At 65.7% G+C, this 25,472-nt stretch carries 27 protein-coding genes and 2 pseudogenes; 20 read left to right on the top strand and 9 right to left on the bottom strand.

From position 1 onward, the window contains the following. Positions 1 to 38: 38 nt before the first annotated feature. Positions 39 to 398, bottom strand: a complete 360-nt coding sequence (locus ACQCSY_RS21535; protein ID WP_427132031.1) for a hypothetical protein — start codon at positions 396 to 398, stop codon at positions 39 to 41. Between the two features lie 295 nt (positions 399 to 693). Then, positions 694 to 846, bottom strand: coding sequence for a hypothetical protein (locus ACQCSY_RS21530; RefSeq protein ID WP_427132029.1), 153 nt, complete (start codon positions 844 to 846; stop codon positions 694 to 696). A gap of 406 nt (positions 847 to 1,252) precedes the next feature. Here ACQCSY_RS21530 and ACQCSY_RS21525 point away from each other — a divergent pair, with 406 nt between their 5' ends. The 6 genes and pseudogenes from ACQCSY_RS21525 to ACQCSY_RS21500 all read left to right on the top strand — a co-directional run bounded on the left by ACQCSY_RS21525 (position 1,253) and on the right by ACQCSY_RS21500 (position 4,061). Next, positions 1,253 to 1,552 (top strand): hypothetical protein, encoded by a 300-nt coding sequence (locus tag ACQCSY_RS21525; protein WP_427132027.1) that lies wholly within the window; start codon positions 1,253 to 1,255, stop codon positions 1,550 to 1,552. After that, positions 1,453 to 1,911 (top strand): annotated as a pseudogene (locus ACQCSY_RS21520) (SLC13 family permease); the annotation flags it as partial. The gene ACQCSY_RS21525 and the pseudogene ACQCSY_RS21520, both read left to right, overlap by 100 nt. A gap of 180 nt (positions 1,912 to 2,091) precedes the next feature. After that, a complete protein-coding gene (locus ACQCSY_RS21515) occupies positions 2,092 to 2,595 on the top strand; it encodes a PRC-barrel domain-containing protein (RefSeq protein ID WP_427135989.1) in 504 nt (167 codons plus the stop codon). Between the two features lie 178 nt (positions 2,596 to 2,773). After that, positions 2,774 to 2,872, top strand: a pseudogene (locus ACQCSY_RS21510) (TetR/AcrR family transcriptional regulator); the annotation flags it as partial. 187 nt (positions 2,873 to 3,059) lie between these two features. Continuing rightward, on the top strand, positions 3,060 to 3,263 hold the full coding sequence (locus tag ACQCSY_RS21505; RefSeq protein WP_427132025.1) for a hypothetical protein: 204 nt from the start codon (positions 3,060 to 3,062) through the stop codon (positions 3,261 to 3,263). Between the two features lie 465 nt (positions 3,264 to 3,728). Continuing rightward, entirely contained in the window at positions 3,729 to 4,061 is a 333-nt protein-coding gene (locus tag ACQCSY_RS21500; RefSeq protein WP_427132024.1) for a YegP family protein, read from the top strand. Between the two features lie 60 nt (positions 4,062 to 4,121). On the opposite strand, the gene ACQCSY_RS21495 is transcribed toward ACQCSY_RS21500, so the two are convergent. Together ACQCSY_RS21495 and ACQCSY_RS21490 are read right to left on the bottom strand one after the other, a co-directional pair. Next, the gene (locus ACQCSY_RS21495) at positions 4,122 to 4,277 is read right to left on the bottom strand and encodes a hypothetical protein (protein WP_427132022.1); all 156 of its coding nucleotides are present in this window, start codon (positions 4,275 to 4,277) and stop codon (positions 4,122 to 4,124) included. A 128-nt stretch (positions 4,278 to 4,405) separates the two neighbouring features. Continuing rightward, the gene (locus tag ACQCSY_RS21490; protein ID WP_427132021.1) at positions 4,406 to 4,672 is read right to left on the bottom strand and encodes a hypothetical protein; all 267 of its coding nucleotides are present in this window, start codon (positions 4,670 to 4,672) and stop codon (positions 4,406 to 4,408) included. Here ACQCSY_RS21490 and ACQCSY_RS21485 point away from each other — a divergent pair, their 5' ends adjacent. From ACQCSY_RS21485 to ACQCSY_RS21465, 5 genes are read left to right on the top strand one after another with little or no spacing between them, the layout of a single operon-like run. Then, positions 4,673 to 4,975, top strand: a complete 303-nt coding sequence (locus tag ACQCSY_RS21485) for a hypothetical protein (RefSeq protein ID WP_427132019.1) — start codon at positions 4,673 to 4,675, stop codon at positions 4,973 to 4,975. Position 4,976: 1 nt separating this feature from the next. Next, positions 4,977 to 5,855 (top strand): ABC transporter permease, encoded by an 879-nt coding sequence (locus ACQCSY_RS21480; protein WP_427132017.1) that lies wholly within the window; start codon positions 4,977 to 4,979, stop codon positions 5,853 to 5,855. Then, positions 5,852 to 6,427: an ABC transporter permease gene (locus ACQCSY_RS21475; RefSeq protein ID WP_427132015.1), complete on the top strand. Its 576-nt coding sequence runs from the start codon at positions 5,852 to 5,854 to the stop codon at positions 6,425 to 6,427. Before ACQCSY_RS21480 ends, ACQCSY_RS21475 begins: the two co-directional genes overlap by 4 nt. Continuing rightward, positions 6,379 to 6,684 carry an ABC transporter permease gene (locus tag ACQCSY_RS21470; protein ID WP_427135987.1) on the top strand — a complete coding sequence of 102 codons (306 nt, stop codon included), beginning with the start codon at positions 6,379 to 6,381 and terminating at the stop codon, positions 6,682 to 6,684. Before ACQCSY_RS21475 ends, ACQCSY_RS21470 begins: the two co-directional genes overlap by 49 nt. Positions 6,685 to 6,694: 10 nt before the next feature. Continuing rightward, positions 6,695 to 7,813 (top strand): ABC transporter ATP-binding protein, encoded by a 1,119-nt coding sequence (locus ACQCSY_RS21465; protein ID WP_427132013.1) that lies wholly within the window; start codon positions 6,695 to 6,697, stop codon positions 7,811 to 7,813. 142 nt (positions 7,814 to 7,955) lie between these two features. On the opposite strand, the gene ACQCSY_RS21460 is transcribed toward ACQCSY_RS21465, so the two are convergent. Then, positions 7,956 to 8,426, bottom strand: a complete 471-nt coding sequence (locus ACQCSY_RS21460; RefSeq protein WP_427132011.1) for a sensor histidine kinase — start codon at positions 8,424 to 8,426, stop codon at positions 7,956 to 7,958. Positions 8,427 to 8,530: 104 nt separating this feature from the next. After that, entirely contained in the window at positions 8,531 to 11,020 is a 2,490-nt protein-coding gene (locus tag ACQCSY_RS21455) for an ATP-dependent Clp protease ATP-binding subunit (RefSeq protein ID WP_427132010.1), read from the bottom strand. 280 nt (positions 11,021 to 11,300) lie between these two features. On the opposite strand from ACQCSY_RS21455, the gene ACQCSY_RS21450 reads away from it, so the two are divergent. From ACQCSY_RS21450 to ACQCSY_RS21430, 5 genes are all read left to right on the top strand, one after another. After that, on the top strand, positions 11,301 to 13,271 hold the full coding sequence (locus tag ACQCSY_RS21450; RefSeq protein ID WP_427132008.1) for an aconitate hydratase: 1,971 nt from the start codon (positions 11,301 to 11,303) through the stop codon (positions 13,269 to 13,271). Positions 13,272 to 13,365: 94 nt separating this feature from the next. Then, on the top strand, positions 13,366 to 16,050 hold the full coding sequence (hrpB, locus tag ACQCSY_RS21445) for an ATP-dependent helicase HrpB (protein WP_427132006.1): 2,685 nt from the start codon (positions 13,366 to 13,368) through the stop codon (positions 16,048 to 16,050). 850 nt (positions 16,051 to 16,900) lie between these two features. Further along, positions 16,901 to 17,113, top strand: coding sequence for a hypothetical protein (locus ACQCSY_RS21440; RefSeq protein ID WP_427132004.1), 213 nt, complete (start codon positions 16,901 to 16,903; stop codon positions 17,111 to 17,113). A gap of 240 nt (positions 17,114 to 17,353) precedes the next feature. Then, on the top strand, positions 17,354 to 17,638 hold the full coding sequence (locus ACQCSY_RS21435; protein ID WP_427132002.1) for a hypothetical protein: 285 nt from the start codon (positions 17,354 to 17,356) through the stop codon (positions 17,636 to 17,638). Between the two features lie 147 nt (positions 17,639 to 17,785). Further along, the gene (locus ACQCSY_RS21430) at positions 17,786 to 18,886 is read left to right on the top strand and encodes an FAD-dependent oxidoreductase (RefSeq protein ID WP_427132000.1); all 1,101 of its coding nucleotides are present in this window, start codon (positions 17,786 to 17,788) and stop codon (positions 18,884 to 18,886) included. A 65-nt stretch (positions 18,887 to 18,951) separates the two neighbouring features. Here the strand turns inward: ACQCSY_RS21430 and ACQCSY_RS21425 are convergent, their stop codons facing one another. Further along, complete coding sequence (locus tag ACQCSY_RS21425) at positions 18,952 to 19,512, bottom strand: hypothetical protein (protein WP_427131998.1); 561 nt, start codon at positions 19,510 to 19,512, stop codon at positions 18,952 to 18,954. A 190-nt stretch (positions 19,513 to 19,702) separates the two neighbouring features. On the opposite strand from ACQCSY_RS21425, the gene ACQCSY_RS21420 reads away from it, so the two are divergent. Further along, positions 19,703 to 20,932, top strand: a complete 1,230-nt coding sequence (locus ACQCSY_RS21420) for a macrolide family glycosyltransferase (RefSeq protein WP_427135985.1) — start codon at positions 19,703 to 19,705, stop codon at positions 20,930 to 20,932. On the opposite strand, the gene ACQCSY_RS21415 is transcribed toward ACQCSY_RS21420, so the two are convergent. Further along, positions 20,922 to 21,617 carry an alpha/beta family hydrolase gene (locus ACQCSY_RS21415; RefSeq protein WP_427131996.1) on the bottom strand — a complete coding sequence of 232 codons (696 nt, stop codon included), beginning with the start codon at positions 21,615 to 21,617 and terminating at the stop codon, positions 20,922 to 20,924. The two genes, ACQCSY_RS21420 and ACQCSY_RS21415, sit on opposite strands and share 11 nt — an antisense overlap. 132 nt (positions 21,618 to 21,749) lie before the next feature. Here ACQCSY_RS21415 and ligD point away from each other — a divergent pair, with 132 nt between their 5' ends. After that, positions 21,750 to 22,772 carry a non-homologous end-joining DNA ligase gene (gene ligD, locus ACQCSY_RS21410; RefSeq protein ID WP_427131994.1) on the top strand — a complete coding sequence of 341 codons (1,023 nt, stop codon included), beginning with the start codon at positions 21,750 to 21,752 and terminating at the stop codon, positions 22,770 to 22,772. Positions 22,773 to 22,873: 101 nt separating this feature from the next. Then, complete coding sequence (locus ACQCSY_RS21405) at positions 22,874 to 23,002, top strand: hypothetical protein (protein WP_427131992.1); 129 nt, start codon at positions 22,874 to 22,876, stop codon at positions 23,000 to 23,002. A gap of 25 nt (positions 23,003 to 23,027) precedes the next feature. On the opposite strand, the gene ACQCSY_RS21400 is transcribed toward ACQCSY_RS21405, so the two are convergent. Further along, a complete protein-coding gene (locus tag ACQCSY_RS21400; protein WP_427131990.1) occupies positions 23,028 to 23,393 on the bottom strand; it encodes a hypothetical protein in 366 nt (121 codons plus the stop codon). A 723-nt stretch (positions 23,394 to 24,116) separates the two neighbouring features. Here ACQCSY_RS21400 and ACQCSY_RS21395 point away from each other — a divergent pair. After that, positions 24,117 to 25,400 carry a class I SAM-dependent methyltransferase gene (locus tag ACQCSY_RS21395; RefSeq protein ID WP_427131988.1) on the top strand — a complete coding sequence of 428 codons (1,284 nt, stop codon included), beginning with the start codon at positions 24,117 to 24,119 and terminating at the stop codon, positions 25,398 to 25,400. The last annotated feature ends 72 nt before the right edge of the window (positions 25,401 to 25,472 follow it).

Below are 25,472 nucleotides of genomic sequence, written 5' to 3'. Positions count from 1 at the left end.
CCCAAACGATTGTTACTTCCGGCCGCGCTGGAACCGGGCTAGCGCTGGCAGTACCAGGAGTGGGGGTCCCACCAGTACACGAGTCCCGCGCGGGCGCCGGCGCCGTACTGGATCATGCACGCCAGATCGACGTCAATCTTGTTGGTGGTGTCCCCGTCATTGACGCACCGCCAGCTGTAGGCGTCGTACTGGTTCAGGATTTCGGCCCGGTAGTGGAAGGCGTCGTAATACTGCGTATTGCAGGCGCGCTGCATGTCAACGCCTCCGAGGTAGCTGGCGGCCGATGCCGGCGCTGATCCGGCAAGCAGCCCGGCCGTCGTCAGGGCGAAGACGGCGCCCATGGTGAGGGCCTTGCGGACGATTTTGGGGGCGCTAGAGCACCGAGTTGGTGTTTTCATGGGTCTCTCCTCCCTTGGGAAGAAGGCGGGTGAATGCGGGATTCTCCGGACGGCGGAGCTGCGGGGGAGCGGGAGCTTCGATGAAATGACCTTGCCGGCGAGTTTCCTGTCCCTTCCGAGACCCTGATCCGTTTCAGCAGACCGGCCAGCATTCGGCTGTCCGGGTAACCGCTCACAGTAGTAGTGACTGTTTAGTACCGCACAGGGTCTGGTGTCAATAGCTTCCTGTTCAAAAGGCAAGCGCCGCCCGGATGCAACTGATCCGGGCGGCGCTTTTCTTCTTTCGCGGGGACTGCTATTCGGCGCGGACGCGCTGGCGGGTCGTTTCGATTTCTTCCTCGTCCAGGAGCTGGGCTGCCGTGACGCGCCGATCGACGTTAGGGGTTTCGGGGGCAAGGATCGCGGAGACGACCGTGATGACACCGATGATGCTGAAGGAGAGGATCACCCAGCCGGGTCCGCCGTTGCCGGCGTTGAACGGGCGACGGCGACCAGCGGCGCGATGCGGCGTAAGTGACGAAGGCGAGCGGCAGCCCGGTGGCCGGGTCCTGTTCGGGGCAACGGGCGGCTGAAGACACCGGTAGCGGCGAGAAGGCCGAAGATGTAGTAGTCGTACCATTTGATGGTGGTGCCGACAAAGCTGGCAAGAGGCACGCCATGGTGTTTTGGCCGTAGTCGACCAGCCCCGGGAGACCGAGGCTCTCCCACGAACCGGTCACAGCACCATCCGTATGTGGCTCCAAAGGGTCTCCCTTCACAATAGTTCAGGCCGACAGCTCAGGCCCAGTTTGCCACCTCCGTGAGACGGCGCCCGTGTGCGTGCGGCCCTGGGCAGTTGCGGGTATGCTCCGGTCATGCGTCTGGCGATCATCGGTGGGGTCCTGCTTATCGCTGGCGTGGCGGCAGTCCTGACCGGCGTCCTGCCCGCTGATGATCTGGTGGCCCTGGCGGACCGGGTGGGCCCGATCCTGCTGTTCGTAGCCGCAATGACGGTCGTCACGGAACTGGTGAGCGAGGCGGGGCTGTTCCTGTGGGTCGCCCGCCGGTTCCGGCCGTGGGGGCGCGGCCGCAGCGTGGTCCTGTGGCTGCTGGTCGCGTCTTCGCTGCCGCGACGACCGTTTTTCTTTCCCTGGACACGACCGCGGTGCTGCTGACCCCGATCGTCGCCAGCGTCGCCCGGCAGGCAGGCCTGCCTGCGCTTCCGTTCGCGTTGACCACGGTGTGGCTGGCGAACACCGCAAGTCTTTTGCTGCCGATTTCGAACCTGACGAACCTCTTGGCCCAGCACACCCTCGGCGGCATCAGGCCCCTGGATTTCGCGGCCCTGATGTTGGCCCCAAGCCTGGTTGCCATCCTCATCCCTCTCGTCTTCATCGGCATCGTTTTTCGCCGGGACCTCTCCAAACGGTACTCGCGGGTGCCCGTAACCCGGATCAGGCAGGCAGACGGCGGGGACTGGCCCCCCGGGCCGCCGGTGTGGACAAAGTGCTGCTCGGGTCGCACCGGTGACGGTCCTGGCCGCCGTAGCCGCCTTGGCCGTCTTCGTGCCCTGACCCCGGCGAGGACGCCACGGTATGGAGGCGTGGCGCGGGGCCCGGAAGACGCTGTTCTTGCCTGTGCGGTGACTTGGCGGGAGAATGCAACTGGCCCTCCCGTCGTGCCGGCCCGCAGTCAAACGAGCAGGAGTCAGCCCATGGTCAGCCTGGCGGATATTGACGACATCGTCCTCAACGGCGGCATCGTGCTGGCCGCTGACGGGGAGAAGATCGGGTCCGTGGAACAGGTCTTTGTCAGCGACAGCTCCGGGGATCCGGCCTTCGTCACGGTGCGCACCGGACTGTTCAGCATGTCCGAGACCTTCGTGCCGCTTGCCGGGGCGAGCATCGACGGGACCCGCATCAACGTCTTGTACACCAAGGATCTGGTGAAGAACGGGCCGCGGATCGCAAGTGACCGAGGATCCATCACCACCGGCGAAGAGCGGGTCCTCTACGGCTACTACGGACTCAAGACGGAGGAGACTGCCCCTCAGGAGGAAGCCTCCGCTTCCAGCCTGGCCGAAGCCATCAGAGAAGACTCGAACGCAGCCGGCACCTCCGATGCCGCCCGCACCCCAACCCGGGCGCCCGCAGCCGCAGGGATGCAGGAGGAGCAATTCATGCCTGCTCCGGTGGGGCCTCTGGCCGCCGCATGGTGACCGGCATCCGCCACCGCCGCACCACGGGGAAGGCAATCCGCCACCGCGCCCGCACCTGCGCAAACACGTCCCGGTCCCGCGGCCACGGAATCCGCCTCCGCCGCCCGCAGGGCCGCACCAGCGCTGAAATTCGCTGACAAATCGGGCTGACAAATCGGGTGGCCCCGCTCCGAAAACTGTGCGGGTGCCCCTGAGCAGAGACCGCGTGCTGCACACCGCCGTCGGGCTTGCCGACGACGGCGGCATCGAATCACTCAGCAAGCGCAAGCTCGCTCAAGAGCTGGGAGTAGTGCCGATGGCGCTCTACAAGCACGTGGCCAACAAAGAGGAGCTTCTGGGCGGCATGATCGATGTCGTCGTCGGCGAGATCGAACCGCCGCTCCGCGGCACTGACTGGAAGAGCGCGGTACGGCGGCGGATCCGCGGCGCGTCGGGCGCTCCAGCGTCATCCCTGGGCGTCCCAGGTGATCGAGTCACGGACGAGCCCGACACCGGTGGTGCTGGCCTATATGGACTCGATGATCGGCATGTTCCGGGCCAGCGGCTTCTCCGTGGACCTCACCCATCATCTGATGCACGCATTGGGCAGCCGCATGCTGGGTTCACCCAGGGACGTCCACTGGCCGGTTGCGGCGGGACGACTGGACGTGACCTCCGGGATCCGTTGACCGGGAACCGCGGCCCCCGTGAACGTGGCATAGGCGCTGGCGGTACCTGCGGCTACGGCCCTAAGTCCCTGTTTCGGTGTTATTCGTGCGGCTAATGTGACTTGAGGTACATGGCGGTACGGATTCGAGCCGGTGTACCGTCAGCCATAGAACGGGGGAGTACCTTGTCCGCAGAATCAGTGGTTGTCTGGCTTCCGGGCGCCGCCGGCCGCATCTCGGCACCGCGAAACTGACCAGGCCGTCTCCCGGCTAACAGGGCGTTGAATGCTTTTTACCTAGGTTTTACCTAGGTGATCTTGAGGGAGTTTACGGAAATGCGCGAGACTCTTAACACTGGATGAATTGATCAACTGTGATCGCACGACCAAAATCGTATAACCAAACCAGCGGGCAGCAGCGATGCGTTACTTCCGCTCCGTGGTGAAGACGCCGGCGGAGAGGAACCCGCAAACCGGGAGGATTGTCATGGCAGGCACATTCGAACTCTTCGTTGACGCGGACGCCTTTTTCAGGTTCCGGCTCAAAGCCCCGGATGGAACCGTGATGGCTGTTTCCAAGGCGTTTGAAGACAAGCCCGCCGCTGTCGCCGGGATCAATGCTGTGCGAGAGTATGCCGGAATGGGACTGATCAGCGACTTGTGCCCGGCCGCCGCCCGGTCGAATGCGCCGGCTGTGGGGGCTCACGAGGCATCCACAAAGGCCGGCGACGGCCGGCGAATACGGGCGAATGATCTCCGCGTCCGGGCCAGCGCACCGCGCCGGGCAGGCGAGGGTCAGCGATGGATCGGGGCGGCCTGATGCCTAACAGTTCTGCCTGCGGGTGACGCTGGGCCCAAAATCAACAGACCCGGGTGGGGTCTAGGATTCGATAATCAAGCCGACGCGGTTGGTGTTCCCCGGGTCGATGAACGTTCGAGCCGTAATGCCCAGGGGCCCGAACAATTCCTCCCTTTTCGGTGAGCCAAGCCAGTGCTCAACATCATCGACGTCGTGGAAGATCATCATGGTTGTCATCGTTGCCTCTGCTTTCTGAAGGTGGGTCGGGAGCCGGGGTGGAGAGGAACCGCATGAGCTCGTCCTGATCAGGCTGAACGTACCACGGCCCCCATTACAGCGATCGGGAGAACAATTCGGGGCACGTGCTACTGGGCCATTCCGGGATGAACCTGCACGAATTCGATTTTGTTCGCGGGGTGGACACTTTTTTTCGGGGCCCGCGAATATCCCTTCGCGTCGAGGTGATTCTGCGCCCGGTACACGGCCAGGGCTTCGTCATAAGTCTCATTTAACTGATGCCCGGAGAACACCTCCTGCGATCCATCGCTGAACGTGATGGAAATATGCGCGCTGTCGGGAAAGTGCCGGTTCATGCGGATGAAGCCGTCGGCATCCTGCTGGAGATTAATCATGTGATTGCCACCTTTGTGATCGAGATCTTCCAGTGTCCCGTATCTTCCTTCGTTCCGTACCCATCGGGCTGGCGCGGCGAGTACCCCCGAACTGCAAATCCCCCCTCTGGAAGCAGTTCCACGAAGGTCACCAACCTGACGCTGGCCAACGTTCCGGCGTTGTCCAAGCTGCCGAAAGAGGTCGCGGACACGCTTCCCACGAGCCCCCGGCTCGCCGACAAGATCCTCGTCCGCGATGACAAGTGGTGGTCGCAGAACCTGAAGAAGACCGAGCAGCAGTTCAAGCTGTGGCAGGCCAGCTGACATGAGCGCACCGACTCTTCTAGGGGCCCGGCCGAGAGGCCGTGGAACCCCGGTGCCGGCGGGGGCGAAGCCGCAGCGCAGACGCAGCGGCTGGTGGCTGCTTTTGGCTCCGATCCTTGCCTTCGACCTGCTGCTGTTCCTGACGCCGCTCGGCAAGCTGGTGGCCTCAAGCTTCGCCGATAACGCCTACCAGCGGGTGCTGGAGGACCCGCTGGTGCTGCGCGCGCTGTTGAACACCCTGACCATCAGCCTGGCTAGCACCATCGTCAGGGTGGTGCTGGGCTACATCATCGCCATGGTCCTCTGGCGTGCCTGGAACGTCACCCGGGTGATCCTGTTCGCCGTCGTACTCATGCCGTTCTGGACCGGCATTCTCGTGAAGAACTTCGCATGGGCTGTGCTGCTGCAGGACAACGGCATGGTGAATGCATTCCTGCAGGGCATCGGGCTGACGGATGCGCCGATCGAGCTGCTGCATAACCGGTTCGCCGTGATCGTGGGCATGGTGCACTGCCTCCTGCCATACGGGGTGTTCCCGATCTTCTCGTCGCTGGCGTCCATCGATGACCGGCTCGGGCTGGCGGCCCGCTCCCTTGGCGCCCGGGAAGGATCCGTTTTCCGGCGGATCACCCTGCCGCTGAGCATGCCCGGCATCTCCGCCGCCGGCCTGCTCGTCTTCATCATCAGCACGGGCTTCTTCATCACCCCCGTGGTCATGGGCGGCCCCGGCGACATGATGATCGCCAACCAGATCGACTACTACGCCCGCCAGCTCACGGACTTCTCCGGGGGCCCCTGCGCTGGCCGTCATCCTGACGGTCATGGTCAGCATCCTCGTGGCCGTCTACCAGCGGGTCCTCAAGGCAGGAGGCCAACATGAAGACAACTAATCCGCAGCACCGCCTTCTGGCGCTTCTTTCCATCCCGGCCTTCCTGTTCCTCGTGATCCCGACGGCGATCGTGGTGCCGGTGGCCCTGAATGACAGCCGCTACATCACGTTCCCGCCGGAGGGAATATCCTTTGGCGCCGTGGCGGGATTCTTCGCCGACCGGGCCTGGACGTCCGCCCTGACGGCGAGCCTCCAGTCGGCGGCGATCGCCGTCGTGATCGGCGTGCTCCTGGGCGCCACCGCGGCGATCGGCCTGCACGGGCGCAAGTTCCCGGGGCAGCCGGCGGTGGTCGACCTGATACTGGCGCCGATGATCGTGCCCACCGTGGTGCTGGCATTGGCGTTCTACCAGTTCTTCATCTCCATCGGGATGGTGGGCAGCATCGTTCCCATCGGCCTTGCGCACGCGGTGATCGCGACACCCTACGTGTACCTGACCACGCGCGCTAGCCTCGCGGGGCTCAACCCTGCCCTGGTCAGGTCAGGTCAGCGCAGAGTCTCGGTGCCGGTGCGCTGTCTGTCCTGCGCCATGTCTATCTGCCCATCATCCTGCCCGGCCTGATCTCGGGGGCGCTCTTCGCGTTCTCTGTCTCCATTGACGAGACCGTGATGTCCCTGTTCATGCAGTTCCCCGGAGCCACAACATTGCCGGTCAAGATGTTTACCGACATCCAGTTCAATTTGACCCCCAAGATCGCGGTGTCGTCCGCCCTGCTGGTCAGCGTGGCCACAATCGGGCTCCTGCTCCAGGTCATGTTTGTCCTCAGGCGCCGCTCCTCAACCCGGATGCTGCCCCTGGCCGTGTCCGCACAAAAGTAAAGGTAAATCGATGACCGCTTCAGTGATTTCCGCGGAGTCAATTCCCCGGTCCGGGAGTGCCACGCAAGGCGCCATTGAACTCCGCCAGGTCAGCAAGGTCTACGGCGACGTCGTCGCCGTAGACCAGCTGGACCTGACGGTGCAGCCCGGAGAATTTGTGACCCTTGTGGGCCCCAGCGGCTCCGGTAAGACGACCACCATGATGATGGTAGCCGGGTTCGAAGAACACACCGCCTGCTCAGTCCTCATCGACGGCAAGCCGGTGGACACGCTTCCGCCGCGGGACCGGAACCTGGGCGTGGTGTTCCAGAACTACGCGCTGTTCCCTCATATGAGCGCGCTTGAAAACGTGGAATTTGCCCTCCGCATGAGGAAGGTGCCGCGCGCGGAACGGCGGCAGCGCGCCGAGGACGCCCTGGACCGTGTGGGCTTGGGCAAGATGGGAGACCGCAAGCCCCGCCAGCTCTCCGGCGGGCAGCAGCAGCGGGTGGCGCTGGCCCGCGCACTGGTCTTCAACCCTGCGGCCCTGCTGCTGGACGAACCGATGGCAGCCCTGGACAAGCGTCTCCGCGAACAGATGCAGGAGGAGATCAAGACCCTGCAGAAGAGCCTGGGGATCTCCGTGCTGTTCGTGACGCATGACCAGGACGAGGCCATGGCAATGTCGGATCGGATTGTGGTCATGAGGGACGGGAAGATTGTCCAGTCCGGCCCGCCGGAGGAAGTTTACAACCACCCCCTCACCGACTGGGTGGCCAGCTTCCTCGGCGACACAAACCTCATCCCGTGCACAGTTGTTGAGCGAAATGGCGAGGAAGCTGTTGTGGATCTCGGCGGGCTGGGCCTCGCGCGCGTCCGCGACCGCGGAGCCACCGGCGGGAACTATGCCGTCTCCGTCCGCCCTGAGCATCTCAAGTTCAGCTCAGCAGCGGTGGCAAGCAATGGTTGCGCCGCAACGCTTGTCTCCTCTACGAACCTGGGCGCCACCGTGCGCCACCGGGTCACGGCGGGAGGCCATGAACTCCAGTTGCGCGAGTTGAGCTCCGATGGAGGCACCCGGCTGCCGGCTGAGGAGTTGTGGGTCAGCTGGGATGCTGAGAAGGCCCAGTTGCTGGTTCTCGAGTCCTGACCCGGCACGCCAAGGCAGCGGAGCGCCTGCCAGGATCCCGCACGAGCTAAAAGCGGATGGGGCTGGAACCGGAGCACGGGGGTGTACACAATGTGTACACCCCCATGCTGTTCGGGTGTGGCGGGTAGTGCGGGAGGGAAAATCAGTCCAGCGGCAGCGTTATCGTCACACACGTTCCGATGGCGGCAGAGGAATCGATGATCATCTGACCGCCCGCCAGGCCCACGGCGAGGCGCATGAGGCGCAGCCCCATGCCGGAGTGCCTGCCACGGGTGGCTGCTGGCGCATCGAAACCGCCGCCGTCGTCGGTCACTTTGAGCTGAACGGAGTGGCTGACGCAGCCCAGCCGGACCGTCACCGTTGATGCCTGAGCGAAATTGTAGATGTTGCTGAGGAGTTCCTGCGCCGCCCGGTACAGCAGTATTGCCGACTGTCGGTCCACTTCCATTCCGTGGTGCGGAGTCTCTAGGCGCACTACGGTCCCGCGGTCCCGCAGCGGAATAGCTAGCCGGTCAATGGCTCCGGCTACACCCAGAGCATGGAAATCGACCGGATGTGTGTCAGTGAGAACGCCACGTACGGCGACCACTTCGCCGCTAAGTAGTGATTTCATGCTCCTACTGTGCGCGCGCGTCCTTGACATTTTCTGAGGCATTTCAAGAGCAGGGACAACGCACTCCCTGGAAGGCTGCCCGGCCGGCGCTTGGCTGCTGCCGGCTACTGGCTTCCGGCCGGCAGCGCGTCCGGGATGCGCGGCTTGGCGTTGCCGGCGAAGGTGAACTTGGCGTCGTCGCCTTCGCCGTCCACATCCACCACCACGATGTCGCCGGCGTGCAGCTCGCCGAAGAGGATCTTCTCGGAGAGCTGGTCCTCGATCTCGCGCTGGATGGTGCGGCGCAGCGGCCGGGCACCCATCGCGGGATCGTAGCCGCGGGTTGCCAGGAGCACCTTGGCCGCCGTCGTGAGCTCGATGCCCATGTCCTTGTCCTTGAGGCGCTTCTCCAGACGGGCGATCATCAGATCCACGATCTCGATGATTTCGTCCTGGGTCAACTGCGGAAAGACAATGACATCGTCAACCCGGTTCAGGAACTCGGGGCGGAAGTGCTGCTTGAGCTCCTCCGTCACCCGGGCGCGCATCCGGTTGTAGCCGGTCCGGGTGTCCGTGCCGGACTGGAAACCGGTGGCAACGCTCTTGGAAATGTCCCGCGTGCCGAGGTTGGTGGTCATGATGATCACGGTGTTCTTGAAGTCCACCACCCGGCCGTGGCTGTCCGTGAGACGGCCGTCCTCCAGAATCTGCAGCAGCGAGTTGAAGAGGTCCGCGTGGGCCTTCTCCACTTCATCGAAGAGAATCACGGAGAACGGACGACGGCGGACCTTCTCGGTCAGCTGTCCGCCCTCGTCGTAGCCGACGTACCCGGGAGGGGCACCGAACAGTCGCGACACCGTGTGCTTCTCCGAGTACTCGGACATGTCCAGGGTGATCAGCGCGTCTTCTTCGCCGAACAGGAACTCGGCGAGGGCCTTGGCGAGCTCGGTCTTGCCGACGCCCGTGGGGCCGGCGAAGATGAACGAGCCGCCCGGACGCTTCGGGTCCTTGAGGCCCGCACGCGTGCGGCGGACAGCCTGCGAAACCGACTTGATCGCCTCGTTCTGGCCAACGACGCGCTTGTGCAGCTCGTCCTCCATCTTCAGCAGGCGGCCGGATTCCTCCTCGGTGAGCTTGAAGACCGGAATGCCGGTGGCGTTCGCCAGCACCTCGGCAATAAGCTCCTCATCCACCTCGGAGATGTCGTCAAGGCCACCTGACTTCCAACGGCGTTCCTTCTCCCGGCGCTCGGAGACAAGCTTCTGCTCCTTGTCGCGCAGTGAAGCGGCCCCCTCATAGTCCTGGGCGTCGATCGCGGACTCCTTCGCCGTTTTTGCCTCGGCAATGCGCTCATCAAGGGCTTTCAGCTCGGGCGGGGCCGTCATCCGGCGGATGTGCAACCGGGCGCCGGCCTCGTCGATCAGGTCGATCGCCTTGTCCGGCAGGAAGCGGTCCGAGATGTAACGCTCCGAGAGATTCGCCGCAGCGACCAGCGCGCCGTCGGTGATGGTGACGTGATGGTGTGCCTCGTAGCGGCCGCGCAGACCCTTGAGGATTTCTATGGTCTGGGCGACGGAGGGTTCCTGGACCTGGATCGGCTGGAACCGGCGTTCCAGCGCAGCGTCCTTCTCGATGTGCTTGCGGTAGTCATCCAGGGTGGTGGCACCGATGGTCTGCAGCTCGCCGCGGGCCAGCATGGGCTTCAGGATCGAGGCCGCATCGATGGCACCCTCGGCGGCGCCGGCACCCACGAGCGTGTGGATCTCGTCGATGAACAGGATGATGTCACCACGGGTGCGGATCTCCTTGAGGACCTTCTTCAGGCGCTCTTCAAAGTCGCCGCGGTAGCGGGAGCCGGCAACCACGGAGCCAAGGTCCAGGGTGTACAGCTGCTTGTCTTTGAGGTTCGTCGGTACGTCGCCGCGGACAATCGCCTGGGCGAGGCCCTCGACGACGGCGGTCTTGCCGACGCCGGGCTCGCCGATCAGCACCGGGTTGTTCTTGGTGCGGCGGGAAAGGACCTGCATGACGCGTTCCATTTCCTGCCCGCGCCCGATCACCGGGTCAAGCTTGTTCTCCCGCGCAGCCTGGGTCAGGTTCCGGCCGAACTGATCCAGCACCACGGAGCCGGCGGGGATTCGCTCTTGCTGGGTGACGCCGGTGACAGGCTCCTGGCCCTGGTGATCGGAGAGCAGCTGGATGACCCGCTTGCGGACCCTGTCCCGGTCTGCCCCGAGCTTGACCAGCACCTGCGCAGCTACGCCCTCACCTTCACTGACCAGGCCCAATAAGATGTGCTCCGTACCGATGTAGTCATGTCCCAGCTGCAGGGCCTCACGCAGGGCCAGCTCCAGCACCTTCTTGGCCCGCGGGGTGAAGGGGATGTGGCCGGACGGGGCCTGCTGGCCCGGGCCGAGGATCTCCTGCACCTGCTCGCGGACACCGTCGAGCGAGATGCCCAGGGACTCAAGCGCCTTGGCGGCAACGCCCTCACCCTCGTGGATCAGGCCGAGCAGAACATGCTCGGTGCCAATGTAATTGTGGTTGAGAGTGCGGGCCTCTTCCTGGGCCAGGACCACAACACGCCGGGCACTGTCAGTGAACCTCTCAAACATTCCCGCACGCTCCTGGCTAAGACCTACTCTGATGCTACGCGGACCCAAGCCTGATCGGGAGTGTTGACCAGAGGCAAGATAGCAGGACGCTCGCATCCAGCCCCAGGACGTCATGAGACAAGCCTCGCTTGCGGGACGAATCCACATGTCACCCATTGAGATGCCGACTACTAGTCCCGGCGCCATGAGTGGGTTACGTTGGGACGAGCGGAATGCCCCGGAGGCCGGTTCGTTGCCGACAAAGGTCTGCGGGCCGCGCTATCGAGTAAGGAAGCCCACCGTGGCATACAGCGTCGCCCAGAAGCTCATTGCGTCCCATTTGGTTGTGGGGGAGATGATTCCTGGGTCTGAGATTGCTTTGCATATCGATCAGACCCTCACCCAGGACGCAACCGGAACCCTGGTCATGCTTGAGCTGGAGGCGCTGGGGCTCGATCACGCACGCACGGAAGTATCCGTGCAGTATGTCGACCACAACCTGTTGCAGACCGACAGCAAGAACGCGGAGGACCACGACTTTCTCCGCTCGGCGTGTCAACGGTTCGGACTGTGGTTCTCGAAGGCTGGAAACGGGGTTTCGCACCCGACGCATATGCAGCGGTTCGGCATCCCGGGTAAGACGATGGTTGGTTCGGACAGCCATACCCCGGCGGCAGGTTCGCTCGGGATGCTGGCCATCGGCGTCGGAGGCACCGAGGTAGCCCTGGCAATTGCCGGCGAACCGCTGTACCTCAAGATGCCGGAGATTTGGGGTGTGCGGCTCACTGGTATGTTGCCGCCGTGGACGAGCGCCAAGGATGTCATTCTCGAAATGCTGCGCCGGCATGGCGTCCATGGCGGCCTGAACCGGATCGTCGAGTACTACGGCCCCGGCCTCACAGCACTGACCGCGATGGATCGGCATGTGATCGCCAATATGGGCGCTGAACTGGGTGCGACGACCACGGTTTTCCCGGCCGACGATCAGGTTCGAGCCTTCCTGCGCTCCGAGCAGCGCGAGGGCGACTTCGCCGAACTTCTCGCCGACGCGGATGCAGCGTACGACGTGACCGAGGAGATCGACCTCTCCACGATCGAGCCGCTGATCGCGCTCCCCAGCTCGCCCGGCAACGTCGTTCCTGTCCGAGAGGTGGCCGGGAGGCCGGTGGGGCAGGTTGTGATCGGGTCATCCGCGAATCCTGGGCTGCGCGACTTCGCGATTGTCGCCGCAATCACCAAGGGACGGCAGTCGCAGGCCAGCCTATCCTTCGACGTCAATCCGAGCTCCCGTCAGATTCTGCAGGACCTGACGAAAATGGGCGCCACGTTCGACCTGATCAGCGCGGGAGCCCGGCTGCATCAGTCCGGATGCATGGGCTGCATCGGCATGGGGCAGGCTCCGGCGAACGGAAGCAACAGCCTGCGCACGATGCCGCGCAATTTTCCGGGTCGTTCGGGTACCAAGGAGGACTCGGTCTACCTGTGCTCGCCGGAGACGGCGGCGGCTGCGGCACTCACAGGAACGATCACCGACCCGCGAGACCTGACAGAGCTCTTCGACCTGGAGTACCCCGAGCTTGAGCTGCCCGCGGTGTCGAGCGTGAACCTGACGATGCTCGAGAAGCCGTTGCCGCCGGAGGAGGCCTCCGAAGTGAAATTGATCAAGGGCGCAAACATCTCCTCGCTTCCGGTCTTCGGGCCGCTCGCCGATCGCATCGAGGCACCGGTCGCCCTGGTTGTGGGTGATGACATATCGACGGATGAGATCCTGCCTGCCGGTGCGCGCGTTTTGCCCTATCGCAGCAACATCCCGAAGCTCGCCGAATTCACGTTCGGCCAGATCGACGAAACCTATCCTGCCCGCGCCGCGGAAACCCGCGACACGTCCGGCCACATTCTGGTCGCCGGTGCTAACTATGGCCAGGGATCCTCGCGAGAGCATGCCGCGATCACCCCGCGATTCCTTGGACTGCGCGCGGTGCTGGCCGTCTCGTTCGCGCGAATCCACTGGCAGAACCTGGCCAATTTCGGCGTACTCGCCCTCGAGTTCAAGAATGCCGCCGATCACGATCGTATCCAGCAGGGCGATGTGCTCCTACTGACAGGCACGCGCACGGCGCTCGTGACCGGCACCGAGATCCTCGTGCGTAACGAGACACGCGATGAGGCCTACGCCGTCCGGCATGGTCTCTCGACGCGTCAGGTTGACATGCTCCTTGCGGGTGGTCTCATCCCCTGGCTGCGCGAGCGGAGAGCGCGGGACGCCCTGTGACGCTCAGTTTGCGGAGCGGCGGAGTCCGGGGCCGCGGGCGCCCAGCTCAGCGAAGTGGAACGCCGGGCACGAAGTTTGTAGGCACAATGGAGGCGTGACTTCTCCGCTGGTCCCTCTGGACCCCGCCCGCGCCCGTGGGCTCTTCGATTTGGACACCATCGGGGCCGGTCTGGCCTTTGCGCACTCCCTGCCGGAGATCGCCGATGCGCTGCGTCGCGGAGGTGCGGCAGGGACCGCCGTGGTGCAGGCGCCCCCGGGCACAGGCAAAACCACGCTCGTTCCGCCGCTGCTCGCCAACATCGCGTCCGGCACCACCTCAAGATCGACGCAGGCGGCACCGGAGAACGGCCCTCGGCCGCGCGTCGTCGTGACCCAGCCACGCCGCGTCGCCGCGCGCTCGGCAGCCCGGCGCCTTGCCGCCCTGGACGGCAGCCGGCTCGGGGACCGCGTCGGCTACACGGTCCGCGGGGAACGCCAGACAAGCCCCGACACCCTGATTGAGTTCGTCACCCCGGGGATCCTGCTGCGGCGCCTGCTCCAGGACCCGGGGCTGGAGAGCACCACCGCCGTGATCCTCGACGAAGTCCACGAACGCGGGCTGGAGACCGACCTGCTGCTCGGCATGCTCACCGAAGTCCGCGAGCTGCGCGGTGACCTCAGGTTCGTCGCCATGTCCGCCACCCTGGACGCGCCGCGGTTCGCCGCCCTGATCGGGGAGACAGCGATCGGGAACCACGACGGCGGCGGGCCGGCTCCCGTCATCGACTGTCCCGCCGCGCTGTACCCTTTGGATACGGACTGGGCAGCCGCGGCACTGCCGCGGCTGGATGGACGGGGAGTGACACGCGCCTTCCTGGACCATGTCGCAGACACGGCTGCGGCGTCGCACGCCGAAGCGCTGGCCGCCGGCCTGGACATCGACGCCCTGGTGTTCGTCCCCGGAGCCTGGGAGGTGTCGTACATCGCTGCCAGGCTGCGCCGCCGGGGTGGTGCGGAGGTCCTGGAGCTGCACGGCCAGGTCGGGCCGGAGGAGCAGGACCGCGCCGTTTCCGGGCGGGAGCCCGGGGGACCCCCAAGGATCATTGTTTCCACGGCGCTGGCCGAGTCGTCGCTGACGGTGCCGGGCGTCCGTCTGGTCATCGATTCGGGGCTCTCCCGCGAGCCGCGGCGCGACTCCAACCGCGGAATGTCCGGCCTGGTGACCGTGTCCTGCTCCCGGGCGTCCGCCGAACAGCGCGCCGGACGGGCGGCCCGCCAGGGTCCCGGAAGGGTCGTTCGCTGCTACGACCAGAAGTCCTTTGGCGCCGCACCCGCCCACCGGATCCCGGAGATCATGGTGGCAGACCTGACGGGTGCCGCCCTGGTCCTGGCCTGTTGGGGATCGCCCGGTGGCCGGGGGCTGGCCCTTCCGGACGCCCCGCCGCGGGCCGCGATGGATGAGGCCCAAGAGGTGCTGCGGGAACTCGGCGCGGTGGCGGCGGACGGCCATGCCACGGATCTGGGCAAAACCCTGGCCAGGGTTCCTGCCGATCCGCGGCTGGCCCGCGCCCTCCTGGCTGGCGCCGCCGTGGTGGGCCACCGCACTGCGGCGGAGGTCGTCGCGCTTGTTTCCGGGGACCAGCGTGTTCCCGGCGCTGATCTCACGCGTCTTTTGACCGCGCTGCGAACGGGCAAGGAACCGCCGGCCCGGCGTTGGGCGGAGGATGCCAGGCGGATGGAGGCGCTCGCGCGCCAGGAGGGGTCCGGCGTCGTGCCTGCTTCACTGGCTGCGCCGGTGGGCGCCGCGGAGGCCGTCGGTTTCGTCGTCGCCCTCGCGTTCCCCGACCGTGTGGCGCGCCGGGTCCCGGGCGAGGGGCCGGAGCGCTACCTGCTGTCGTCGGGCACGGCGGCGGGGCTGCCGGCCGGCAGCCCCCTGTCCGGGCACGAGTGGCTGGCCGTGGCCGAGGTCTCACGCGCGCAAGGGCGCGACGCGGCAGGAACCGGCGCCGTCATCCGTTCCGCGGCGCCGCTGATGGCGGACACCGCGGAGGCCGCCGCCCGGCATCTCCTGAGCGAAACGGAGGAGGCGCGGTTCAGCCAGGGCCGGGTCACGGCCCGGCGGGAACGCCGGCTGGGAGCGATCGTGCTGTCTTCCACGCCGGTACGCCCGTCCGCGGAGGAGGGACGCGGAGCCGTCGCCCGCGCGCTGGCGACGGAAGGGCTGGGGACGATCGGATGGTCGACGGCGGCGGACGGATTGCGACGCCGCCTCGCCCTGCTGCACAGGGAGCTCGGTGATCCCTGGCCGGACGTTTCCGAGCCGGCTTTGCTGGCCCGGCTGGACAAGTGGCTGGCCCCGGAGCTCGAGGCCCTGGCCGGTGGGGCGTCCACGAACGGGATCGACCTGGCCGATCCGCTGCGGCGGCTGCTGCCGTGGCCCGACGCTGCCCGGCTGGGCGAACTGGTGCCGGAGTCGCTCGAGGTGCCGAGCGGTTCGCGCGTCAGGCTCGACTACCCGGATGTGGGGGACGACGACGGGCGGCCTGTGGTGGCGGTCAAGCTGCAGGAGTGCTTCGGCTGGGCCCGGACGCCGCGGCTGGTGGGCGGGAGAGTACCGGTGCTGTTCCACCTGCTCTCGCCGGCCAGGCGGCCATTGGCCGTGACGGACGACCTGGCTTCCTTCTGGTCCGGACCCTATGCGCAGGTCCGCGCGGAAATGCGGGGCCGCTATCCGAAGCATCCCTGGCCGGAGGACCCTTGGACGGCGCCAGCGACGGCAAGGACCAAGCGAAGGAGCTGATTCCGGTCCGCTGCCGTTAGGGCCCCGGCTGCCCCAGCAATCGCCGGTCACTACCTTTTGTAACATGCTGCACGCCCACGGCGCCGACCGGGAGGGAATGGACCGAGCCGCAGCCCCGTTGTGAAGCTGGGACCGCTTGCGCGGCCATGGACTTCAACACCGAAATCAAAGGAGAGCAACACCCAAGCCGGTCTCCTGGCGACGGTCACGGGCGCGCTCTCCAACCTGATCGGGCGGCCGACCACCCCGCTGCTTCAGGCGCTGAAGTCCGCCACCAACGGATAGGCGCCACCCGCTTCACGGCATCGGACCGCAGGGCCCCTTCAGCGAAGGGAAGCAAGCGCCGGAGGGGAGCAGACTGCCGCGACGGGCGCGGCAGGCTGCTCCATGATCCGAACCTCGGTGAGCTATTCCTTGACGGCGACCGGGCGTGGCTGAGCCACTGGGCCGGACCAGGAGATCACCCGGCGGGCCACTGGGCTGTCTCCGTTGCCGATCCGGCAATCCTCCGGCTCCGGGCGGTCCCTCCTGTTACGGTAACCGTCACAAGGAAGGCACCCAGTATTCACCCGCGATTCACCCGCGCGAAACACCGCATCCCTCACACTGGAAACAGAACGGGACGTACAGACTCCCTGTTCATCCGCCCGCTGGATTGGATCCGGCCGGCAGCCGCCCGCTGAACGGGCCGCCATCCTCGCCTCCGCTGCGCACCACGGCATCCTATTCCCCGTAGGAACTGCTCCAGTAACCGCGCCGCGGTGTCGCCGCGGGGCCAACACCGCCCACGGGCGGCGGACCCGGCGCAGGGCATCCCACGATCCTCAGACCCACCGGAAAGGACCACGCCATGATCAAAACCAGAACGGACCTTGTTCTTGAAGTCCACGCCGAGAACGCCGCCCACTTGGAAGAGGAGCTGGATGCCGCCGTCAGGCTCGCCCGGGCCAAGGCCATGGAAGAGCGCCGCCACGGCATCCTGGTCACGCGGCTCAGCCCCAAGCTTTTCACAGTGGCGGTCAGTGCCGAGATCCCTTATGGGCTTACGCTCGAACGCGGGTGACGGCTGGCCGGCTTCCGGCTCGAAAAGTTCGCCACTTCGAGTCCTCCCGGAATTCCTGTCACGATTGGCTGTCACGATTTCCTGTCACGGGGAGGCCGTGCCGCCGTCACGGTTCCGGGTAGAAGGAATCCTGGGGTCACGAGCCACGCCAGCCCGCCGAAGCGGGACACAGGCAGGAGGGACTGTAGCGGTTCGATGGTCATTGACAGGAAGCTCAGCTCGGCCAGGGCGGCAATCACCATGCCGGTCCAGGCGAACCAAGCCGGCGCAAGGCGCAGCAGCCAGCACGGCCGTGAAGACCAGGCCAGCCACCAGCAGGATCAGACTCACAGCCACGAGGATGCCCGGGTGCGGTCCGGACGCCCGGTGGGACCGGACAGCCGCCTCGGGCCTTACCGGAGGTGTCACGGACAGATCATTCAACACGAACCCGCTTTCCAAATCGATTCGATCAACGATTTGCTTGCCCGGCTTGCGGCGGCCAACAAGCTGGACCCCGAGCTGCACCAAAACACCGGCCGCTAGGACCGGCGCCGGATCGGTGATCCGCCCTTGCCCGGTACCCGTCCGCGGCCGGATACTCGATCTGCAGGCATCAGAGCGTTTACCCTGCAGGGACACTACTTCAGCACCAGTCCAAGACGGCGACGACCCCGTTGAAAAAGGACCTCCATGAACGACTCAGCTGGGCAGCAACCCATCGTCGCGATCATCGGCGGAGGGTATGGCGGCATCAACCTGGCCAAGGCATTGGATGAGCATGTTGCAGTCACTCTGGTTGAACCCAGGGAGGCGTTCGTGCACAACATTGCCGCATTGCGGGCCGTGGTCCGGCCGGAATTTCTGCCGCGCATGTTCTTGCCCTACGGCCATCTGCTCGCTCACGGCCGAGTCATGCGGGACCGGGCCGTCAGAGTTGACGGATACAGCGTCGAGCTCGCATCGGGGATGCAACTGCGGCCGCGCATCTTGGTCTTGGCCACCGGATCCACCTACCCCTTTCCGGCAAAAAGCGACACGGACAACACCGCGGACGCCGTGGACGAGTACCGGGCCGCCCACGACAACCTCGCGCGGGCCAACACTGTCCTGCTCCTGGGCGCCGGCGCGGTGGGGCTCGAATTCGCCGGGGAAATCGCCGCGGCCTGGCCGGACAAAAAAATTGTTCTTGTGGACCAGGCCGAACACATACTGCCCGGTCCCTACGATCAACGATTGCGGGATGAGGTCAACCGGCAACTGCGGGATCTCGGCGTAGAGCAGGTCATGGGAAGCCCCCTCACCCGGCTTCCTGACGTCCCTGCCGGGCAAACGAACCGGTTTTCCGTCATTACGGCGGCAGGCACCACCATTGACGCTGATATCTGGTTCCGCTGCTACGGAATAGCACCGCAGACCGGCTACCTTGCCGGGGATCTCCTGGCCGCGCGTACGGCCGAGGGGTATCTGGAGGTCACACCTGAACTGAACGTGGTCGGATTCGAGAACGTCTATGCCCTCGGCGATATCGCAGTCATCGATGCGAATAAGGCAGGCATCGCAGGCCGTCAGGCCAAGATCGTCGCCGCCAATATCCGGGCGCAACTGGCAGGGTCCGCCGAACGGACGATATACAGCCCGGCACCGCCCGTGATCATCCTCCCGCTCGGACCGACGGGAGGCTCCGGACAGCTACCTGGCGGCGAAATCGCCGGCCCGGAACAGATCTCCCGAATCAAGGGCCAAGACATGATGATCACCAGGTACGCCGAGATCCTCAATATCCCCAGCTGAAGCACGCGCGCCGGCCAGCACGGCGTCCGCGGACCGCGGCCAGGATCGGAGCCCGACTGCAGGTCTCAGGCCTCCGGTTGTGTTGCTGTCTGCGGTGCGGGCGTCCGCCGAAGTTGCGTCGCCGCAAAGCCAGCGCCCAGCGTGAGGAGGCTCGCGAGCCAGCCGAGGACCGTGAACAGCAGGCTCTGCCGATCCCGGTCTTCAAAGGGCGTCAGCGATTGTCCGCCGACGACGGCCTTGCCGCCGGCGGCGGGCTTGATGACCAGCGCCATGCGCAAGTCCGGACGGGGCTGCCAGGTGATGCGGTCCAGGCCGTGTGTCCGGGCGAAGTCCAGGACTCCATCCGGCATTGCTGGCAGCGTTCCATCCAAGACGGCTGTGCCGGTTTCGGCCGTGTTGTCCGCCGAATAGACGATCACGAATGGGCCGCTGTTCTGGTTCAACTCCAGCGCAGGTTCAGCCGACGCGTGTGATCCGAAGTCGATCAGTTGCAGTTCCCGTTCCACCGCGGCGGCCGGCTCCGTGTTGGCGGATCGCCGCACAGTCTGCTGCTGCACAGCGTAGAACATGCCGCAGAGGATGGTGATGATGAGTCCAGCGGTAACCCAAGCCGTTGCCCTGCGCATACTCGAATTATGCACCTTCCGGCCCGGCGTGAGGCCGTCCGGTGGGTCGCGGTGTCCCGGCTACAGGCGGATGATGAAATATGACGCGGCTGACGGAACGTCAGTCATTTCGGAACGTCAGTCATTCAGGACGTCAGCCAAACAGGAGCTCAGCCAAACCGGATCTCAGTAGCGATGAGTAGTGATCGTCATGCATTTCTCGTTTATCTCCATTCCCGCCGCAGGACACGTCAACCCGACACTGCCCGTCGTCGCCGAGCTCATACGCCGGGGACACCGTGTCACCTACTTCACCTCGGTCGACTTCGAACAACGGATCCGGACCGTCGGGGCGACTTTCCGCGCTTCCGGAGAGAACTGGCTGGCCTCGCTGCCGGTTCCGATCCCCGGCCAGCCGGCGCGGGCGCAGCTGATGCTCCCGATGATGAAGCGCGTGTTCGACGACCTCCGGGCAAGCTTTCCCGCCCTGGTGGAACACTTGAGGGGAGACCCTCCCGATGCCGTCTGTTTCGATGCGATGACACTCAGCGGCAGCATGGCGGCGGAGAAGGTGGGCGTCCCGGCGATTGCCATGATGCCCACCTACGCCACCAATGAGCATTTCTCACTCAGGTCCCTGCTGCCCGCCGCGCCGCCCCCGGAAATGGCGGATGAAATGGCAAAGGCTGCGATGGCAATGGGCCGTTTAGTTGCCGAGTTCGCGGCCGGACAAGGAGTGAGAACACCCCGGCTGTTCGACGGTCCGCCGGCGCCGTTCAATATTGTCTTCATTCCCCGCGAGTTCCAGCCCCTGGGCGAGACGTTCGATGAGCGGTTTAGGTTTGTGGGGCCCAGCGCGGGGGGACGGGAGTCTGACGGCGAGTGGACCCACAAGGGGTCGAATCCGTTGCTGTTCATTTCGCTGGGGACCACTCCCTTGAACCGGCGGCCGGACTTCTTCCGGATGTGTCTCGACGCCTTCGGCCAGAGCAAATGGGACGTCGCCATGGCCATTGGAGAACAGACAAACCCCACCGAGCTGGGGACGATTCCCGCCAACGTCCGGATCCAGGCGTTCTTTCCGCAGCTTCTGGTTCTGCGCCAGGCAGATGTCTTCCTCACGCATGCCGGGATGAACTCGACCATGGAAGCGCTCTATTTCGACGTCCCAATGGTGGCCGTCCCGCAGCAGCCGGAGCAGGAGGCCACAGCCCGTCGGCTGGAAGAACTTGGCCTCGGACGGTGCCTGGCGGCGGAGGACCTGACGCCGTCGGAGCTTCTGGGCGCTGTGTCGGAGGTCAGCGCGGACGAGCAGATCCGGCAGAACGTGGCGGCCATGAGCGGGACGGTCCGCGGCGCGGGCGGGGCTGGCGCCGCCGTCACCGCCATCGAAACCCACGTACAAAACCTGTTGACGGGCAAACCGGGGCCTACCGGGTAGGGGACAGGGATACGGGGCTCTCACGATGCTGTTTCAGGAACGCCGCGACCGACCGTGCCAGCAATGACCCCACCTCTACCGCGGCGCGCTTCGTGCCCGCGACTCCAAAGGAGTGGTCGCCACCCTCACGCCACTCAAGTGTTGCGGACGGACCGATGCGGGCAACCACGGCCTCGAGCAGCTCAGGGGTGGCGAACGGGTCGCGCGTGCCCTGCAGGAAGAGCATCGGCAGCGTCAGGCCGTAGAGATGCGCATCGCGGAGCTTCTCCGGCTGGCCCGGCGGATGGAGCGGGTAGCCAAGGTAGACCAGCCCGGCGGCGGGCATCCCCTCAGCGACCGCCATTGCGGCCATGCGTCCGCCGAAGGACTTGCCAGCGGCCCACAGCGGCTTGCCGTCGGTGCGGGACTCGGCCGCGTACATTGCCGCCCGCCAGGCGGCGATTGCCACCGGCGGCCTGTCGGGGAACTTCCTGCCGGCTTCGCGGTAGGGGAAGTTGAAACGAAGCGTAGCGACGGCCTCCTCGTTCAGGGCGCGGGTGAAGCCGAGCAGGAACGGATGATCCATCCCAGCCCCTGCGCCGTGGGCGACAACGAGGGTGGCGAACGCGTCGTCGGGTTGTGCGAAGACGCCCGAGACGGAGCTCTCGCCGACGGCGATGGTGATAGGGGACTCGGGGACGGTCATGCACCAATGATGCCGGGTAACCACCCGTTCCGCCCCTCCGCAAGGACCCTCCGCAGAGGGGAAGCGCAATATGCACGCCCTCCACGGCGCTGCGCTATTCATTTGCAACTCTTCTCGGAGTAGCTTGTCCCCATGGTCAGGGAAGAAGCCCACCTTACTGTCAATGGTCCGGACGGCACCCGGGAGCTGAGGCTGTCGAGCCCGGGCAGAGTCCTGTGGCCCAAGCTGGGCCTCACAAAGCTGGACCTCGCCCGCTATATCGTCGATGTGGGGGACGCCTTCGTGGCGGCGAACGGGGATCGGCCCGTGACTCTCCAGCGGTTCAACGACACCATCGAAGGCGAACAGTTCTTCTCGAAGAATCCTCCAAAAGGTGCCCCGGACTTCATCCGGTCGGTGAACGTCGTCTACCCGAGCGGCCGTTCGCATCCCCAGCTGGTCATTGACGAAGTCGCGGCCGCGGTCTGGGCGGTGCAGATGAACGCGCTGGTGTTCCACCCGTGGGCTTCGCGTGCGGGCAACCCGGACAACCCGGACGAGCTCCGCATTGACCTTGACCCGCAGCCCGGCACCGGGTACGCCGACGCCATTCCTGCCGCCCGGGAGCTCCGGTCCGTGCTTGCCGAGGCCGGGCTGGAATCCTTCATCAAGACGTCCGGAAACCGCGGGCTGCATGTCTTTGCTGCCATCGAGGCGAGCCGTGAGTTTCTGGAGGTACGGCACGCGGTCATCGCAGCGGCACGCGAACTCGAGCGGCGCATGCCCGAGAAAGTCACCACCGCCTGGTGGAAGGAGGAACGCGGTCGGCGCATATTCGTAGACTTCAACCAAGCGAACCGCGATCGCACGATGGCGGGGGCCTACAGTCCGCGCGCCCTCGCCAACGCCACCGTCTCCTGCCCGATCGGTTGGGAAGAACTGGAAAACGCCGACCCGAATGATTTCACGATCATCACCGTACCGGAGCGGCTCAGAAAAACCGGTGATCCCTGGGCAGCAATGCATTCCAGCACGGGCACCGTTGATGTGCTCCTGGAATGGTGGGAGCGGGATCTGGCGGCAGGACTGGGGGAGCTTCCCTTCCCGCCGGACTTTCCGAAGATGCCGGGCGAACCGTCCCGGGTGCAGCCCAGCCGGGCGCGCAACAAAGACTGACAACCGGTGCAATAGCCGGCCCGGAAACGGCTGTATCAGCCGTGGCGTCCAGGGAGGCGGCGGGATCCCATCCGCGCCCGGCGTCGTATCGAATTACAGTCATGAGTAAGGCGGAGAAGAAGAACCTGCGGTACTGCGACTACTACTGTTTCATGTCGCTGAAGGACTTCGCAGCATGGGTCGAGGCCGAAGACGACCAGGAACCAACCATGTCGCATACGACGGTCTGAATGGCGATTGCGGTGGCGACGCCGTTTACCAGGTGAGATCCTGAGCCTTGATCTCGTAGTGACCGTCGCGCTGGGTGAAGGTGGCCAGATACCCGCGCTTGACCCCGTTGACCACCATCTGGCAGTCCGTATGAGTGTTCACCTTGATGTCCGGGAAGTTCTTGCACTCCACCGTGGAGATCGTGACTCCGGGAGTCTTGGGTTTGGCACGGGCCTGGATCTTGTCTGCCAAGACCTTGCCGCTGGTCTCCGGGTTAAAGATCACCACCGACGGCGGGGAGGTCGCCGTGACCGTGGTGGTGGGACCCGGAGTGGCAGTGGTTGAAGCGCATCCCGTCAGCAGGAGCAGCCCGCCCAAGGACGCTACACATGCAGTCTTCAAAATATTCATCGTCGATCATTTCCGTCCGACGTCGTTCAGAGAGCTGCCCGAGACCCAGGCCACCCCAAACGAAATGATGCGCTCCCCGGCTTGGGGAATTCTTGGAACGCGGCCACTCATCGCCCGAGACTAGACGCACAGGAAAAGAGCGCCGGAGGTACGGCCTCCGGCGACTTTGGTCGCCACGACGCGCCCCCTACGACCGTTCCCCTAACGGGACCGCACCGTACGAAGGATTCCGCGGACGGAAAACCCGACGGCGCACACCAGCGGGGCCAGACCGGCCAGCACCACGATGGTGTTGGGCCGGAACGTCACGTCCGCCCGGGCCCCTGCCATAGACGCCCAAGGGAAGCACGAAGCCTCCGCCGCCCCCGCCGGCGTCGCCGGTTTCAGGGCTGCTGCCTCCACCGATTCCAAAGGACACCAACGCCACAGGGATAACCTCTTCCCCTGCGATCTGCACGGCAGCGCCGTACGCCCTTGACACACCCACGTTTTTGAAGGTCTCCACGAGAGACGAAAAAGCCTCAGACATAGCAAACACCGTGGGCATCAGGCCGGGGGAGCGCCAGAGGCGCATGCCCTGTATCTGTCCCGGTGAGGAACCGGAAGGACTTAGGCCCTGTCTGAAGGCCGGGGGTTGGCAATAGGCTTGCCAATAGTTTGGAACTAGCGAGGTGAGTGCGCGGGTGCGCTGCTTGCCGTGGCACTGGAAGCGAGGCAATGAACATGACGAAGTCCACGGAGGTGGCATCACGGCTGGCGGATGCGCTGGCCATCGTTCTTGGTACCAACGCGATCCCGCTCAGGCTGCGCGCCTGGGACGGCTCGGAAGCTGGGCCGGCCGATGCTCCGGTCCTCGTGTTCCGGTCCCGCCGGGCATTGCGGCGGATGCTCTGGTCACCCGGCCAGCTCGGGCTCAGCCGCGCCTACGTTGCCGGCGACATCGATGCCCCGGGGGACATTTTCGCGAGTTTCGCCGCGCTGAGTTCCGCCGGCAAGTTCGCCGAGGCCGGGCCGTTCCGGCCGCCGACAGCACGCGAAATTTTCACGCTCCTCAAGACCGCTGTCCGGCTCGGCGCGCTGGGCCCGAATCCGGCGCCGCCGCCGGAGGAAGCGAAGGTCACCCGCCACGGCCGGGAGCACACCCGGAGCCGCGACGCCGCGGCCATCTCACACCACTACGACCTCGGCAACGACTTCTACGCCCTCGTCCTCGGTCCGTCGATGGTCTACTCCTGCGCGGTCTGGGAAAACGAACACACCGGCCTGGATGCCGCCCAGGAGGCCAAGCTCGATCTTGTCTGCCGGAAGCTGGGGTTGCAGCCGGGCATGCGCGCGCTGGACGTCGGCTGCGGCTGGGGCAGCTTCGCCCTGCACGCCGCGCAACGCTACGGGGTCGACGTCGTCGGCGTCACCCTCTCCGCCGAACAGGCGGCGCTGGCCCGTAAGCGCGTTGCCGACGTCGGGCTCACGGACCGCGTGGACATCCGGGTCCAGGACTACCGCGACGTCGGCGACGGGCCGTTCGACGCGATCAGCTCCATCGGCATGTCCGAACACGTCGGGCGCGCGCAGACCCCCGGTTACGTCTCCCACCTGCACGGGCTGCTGCGTCCCGGCGGCCGGCTGCTCAACCACGCCATCTCCTGGAACGCCGGGCCGGCCGCGCCGGACCCCGACTCGTTCATTCCCCGCTATGTCTTCCCCGACGGGGAGATGATCAGCCTCGCCGAAATGGTCGGCGCGCTCGAAGCCGGCGGACTGGAAGTGCTCGACGTCGAGGCGTTGCGCCGGCACTACGCGCTGACTCTCCGGGCCTGGGTGCAGAACCTGGAGAAGCATTGGGACGAGGCCGTGCGGACCGCCGGCGCAGGGCGGGCCCGGGTGTGGCGGCTCTACATGGCCGCGAGCGCCCTGGGCTTCGAGGCCGGCATGACGGGCGTCAACCAGGTCCTCGTGCAGCGCCCGGGCGGCACCGAACCTCCGCTGCGCCGGACCGCCTGGATCTGAGGGCAAGAGAATCATGGCGAAATGGCAGGACGCACTTCCCCAATGGGCCGCCGCGTGGGCGGCCGTCCGGGG

The organism is Pseudarthrobacter sp. S9, from assembly GCF_050156545.1.
Classification (GTDB): domain Bacteria; phylum Actinomycetota; class Actinomycetes; order Actinomycetales; family Micrococcaceae; genus Arthrobacter.
Note: the sequence above shows the minus strand (reverse complement) of the source record. Positions and strands in the feature narration are given on the sequence as shown.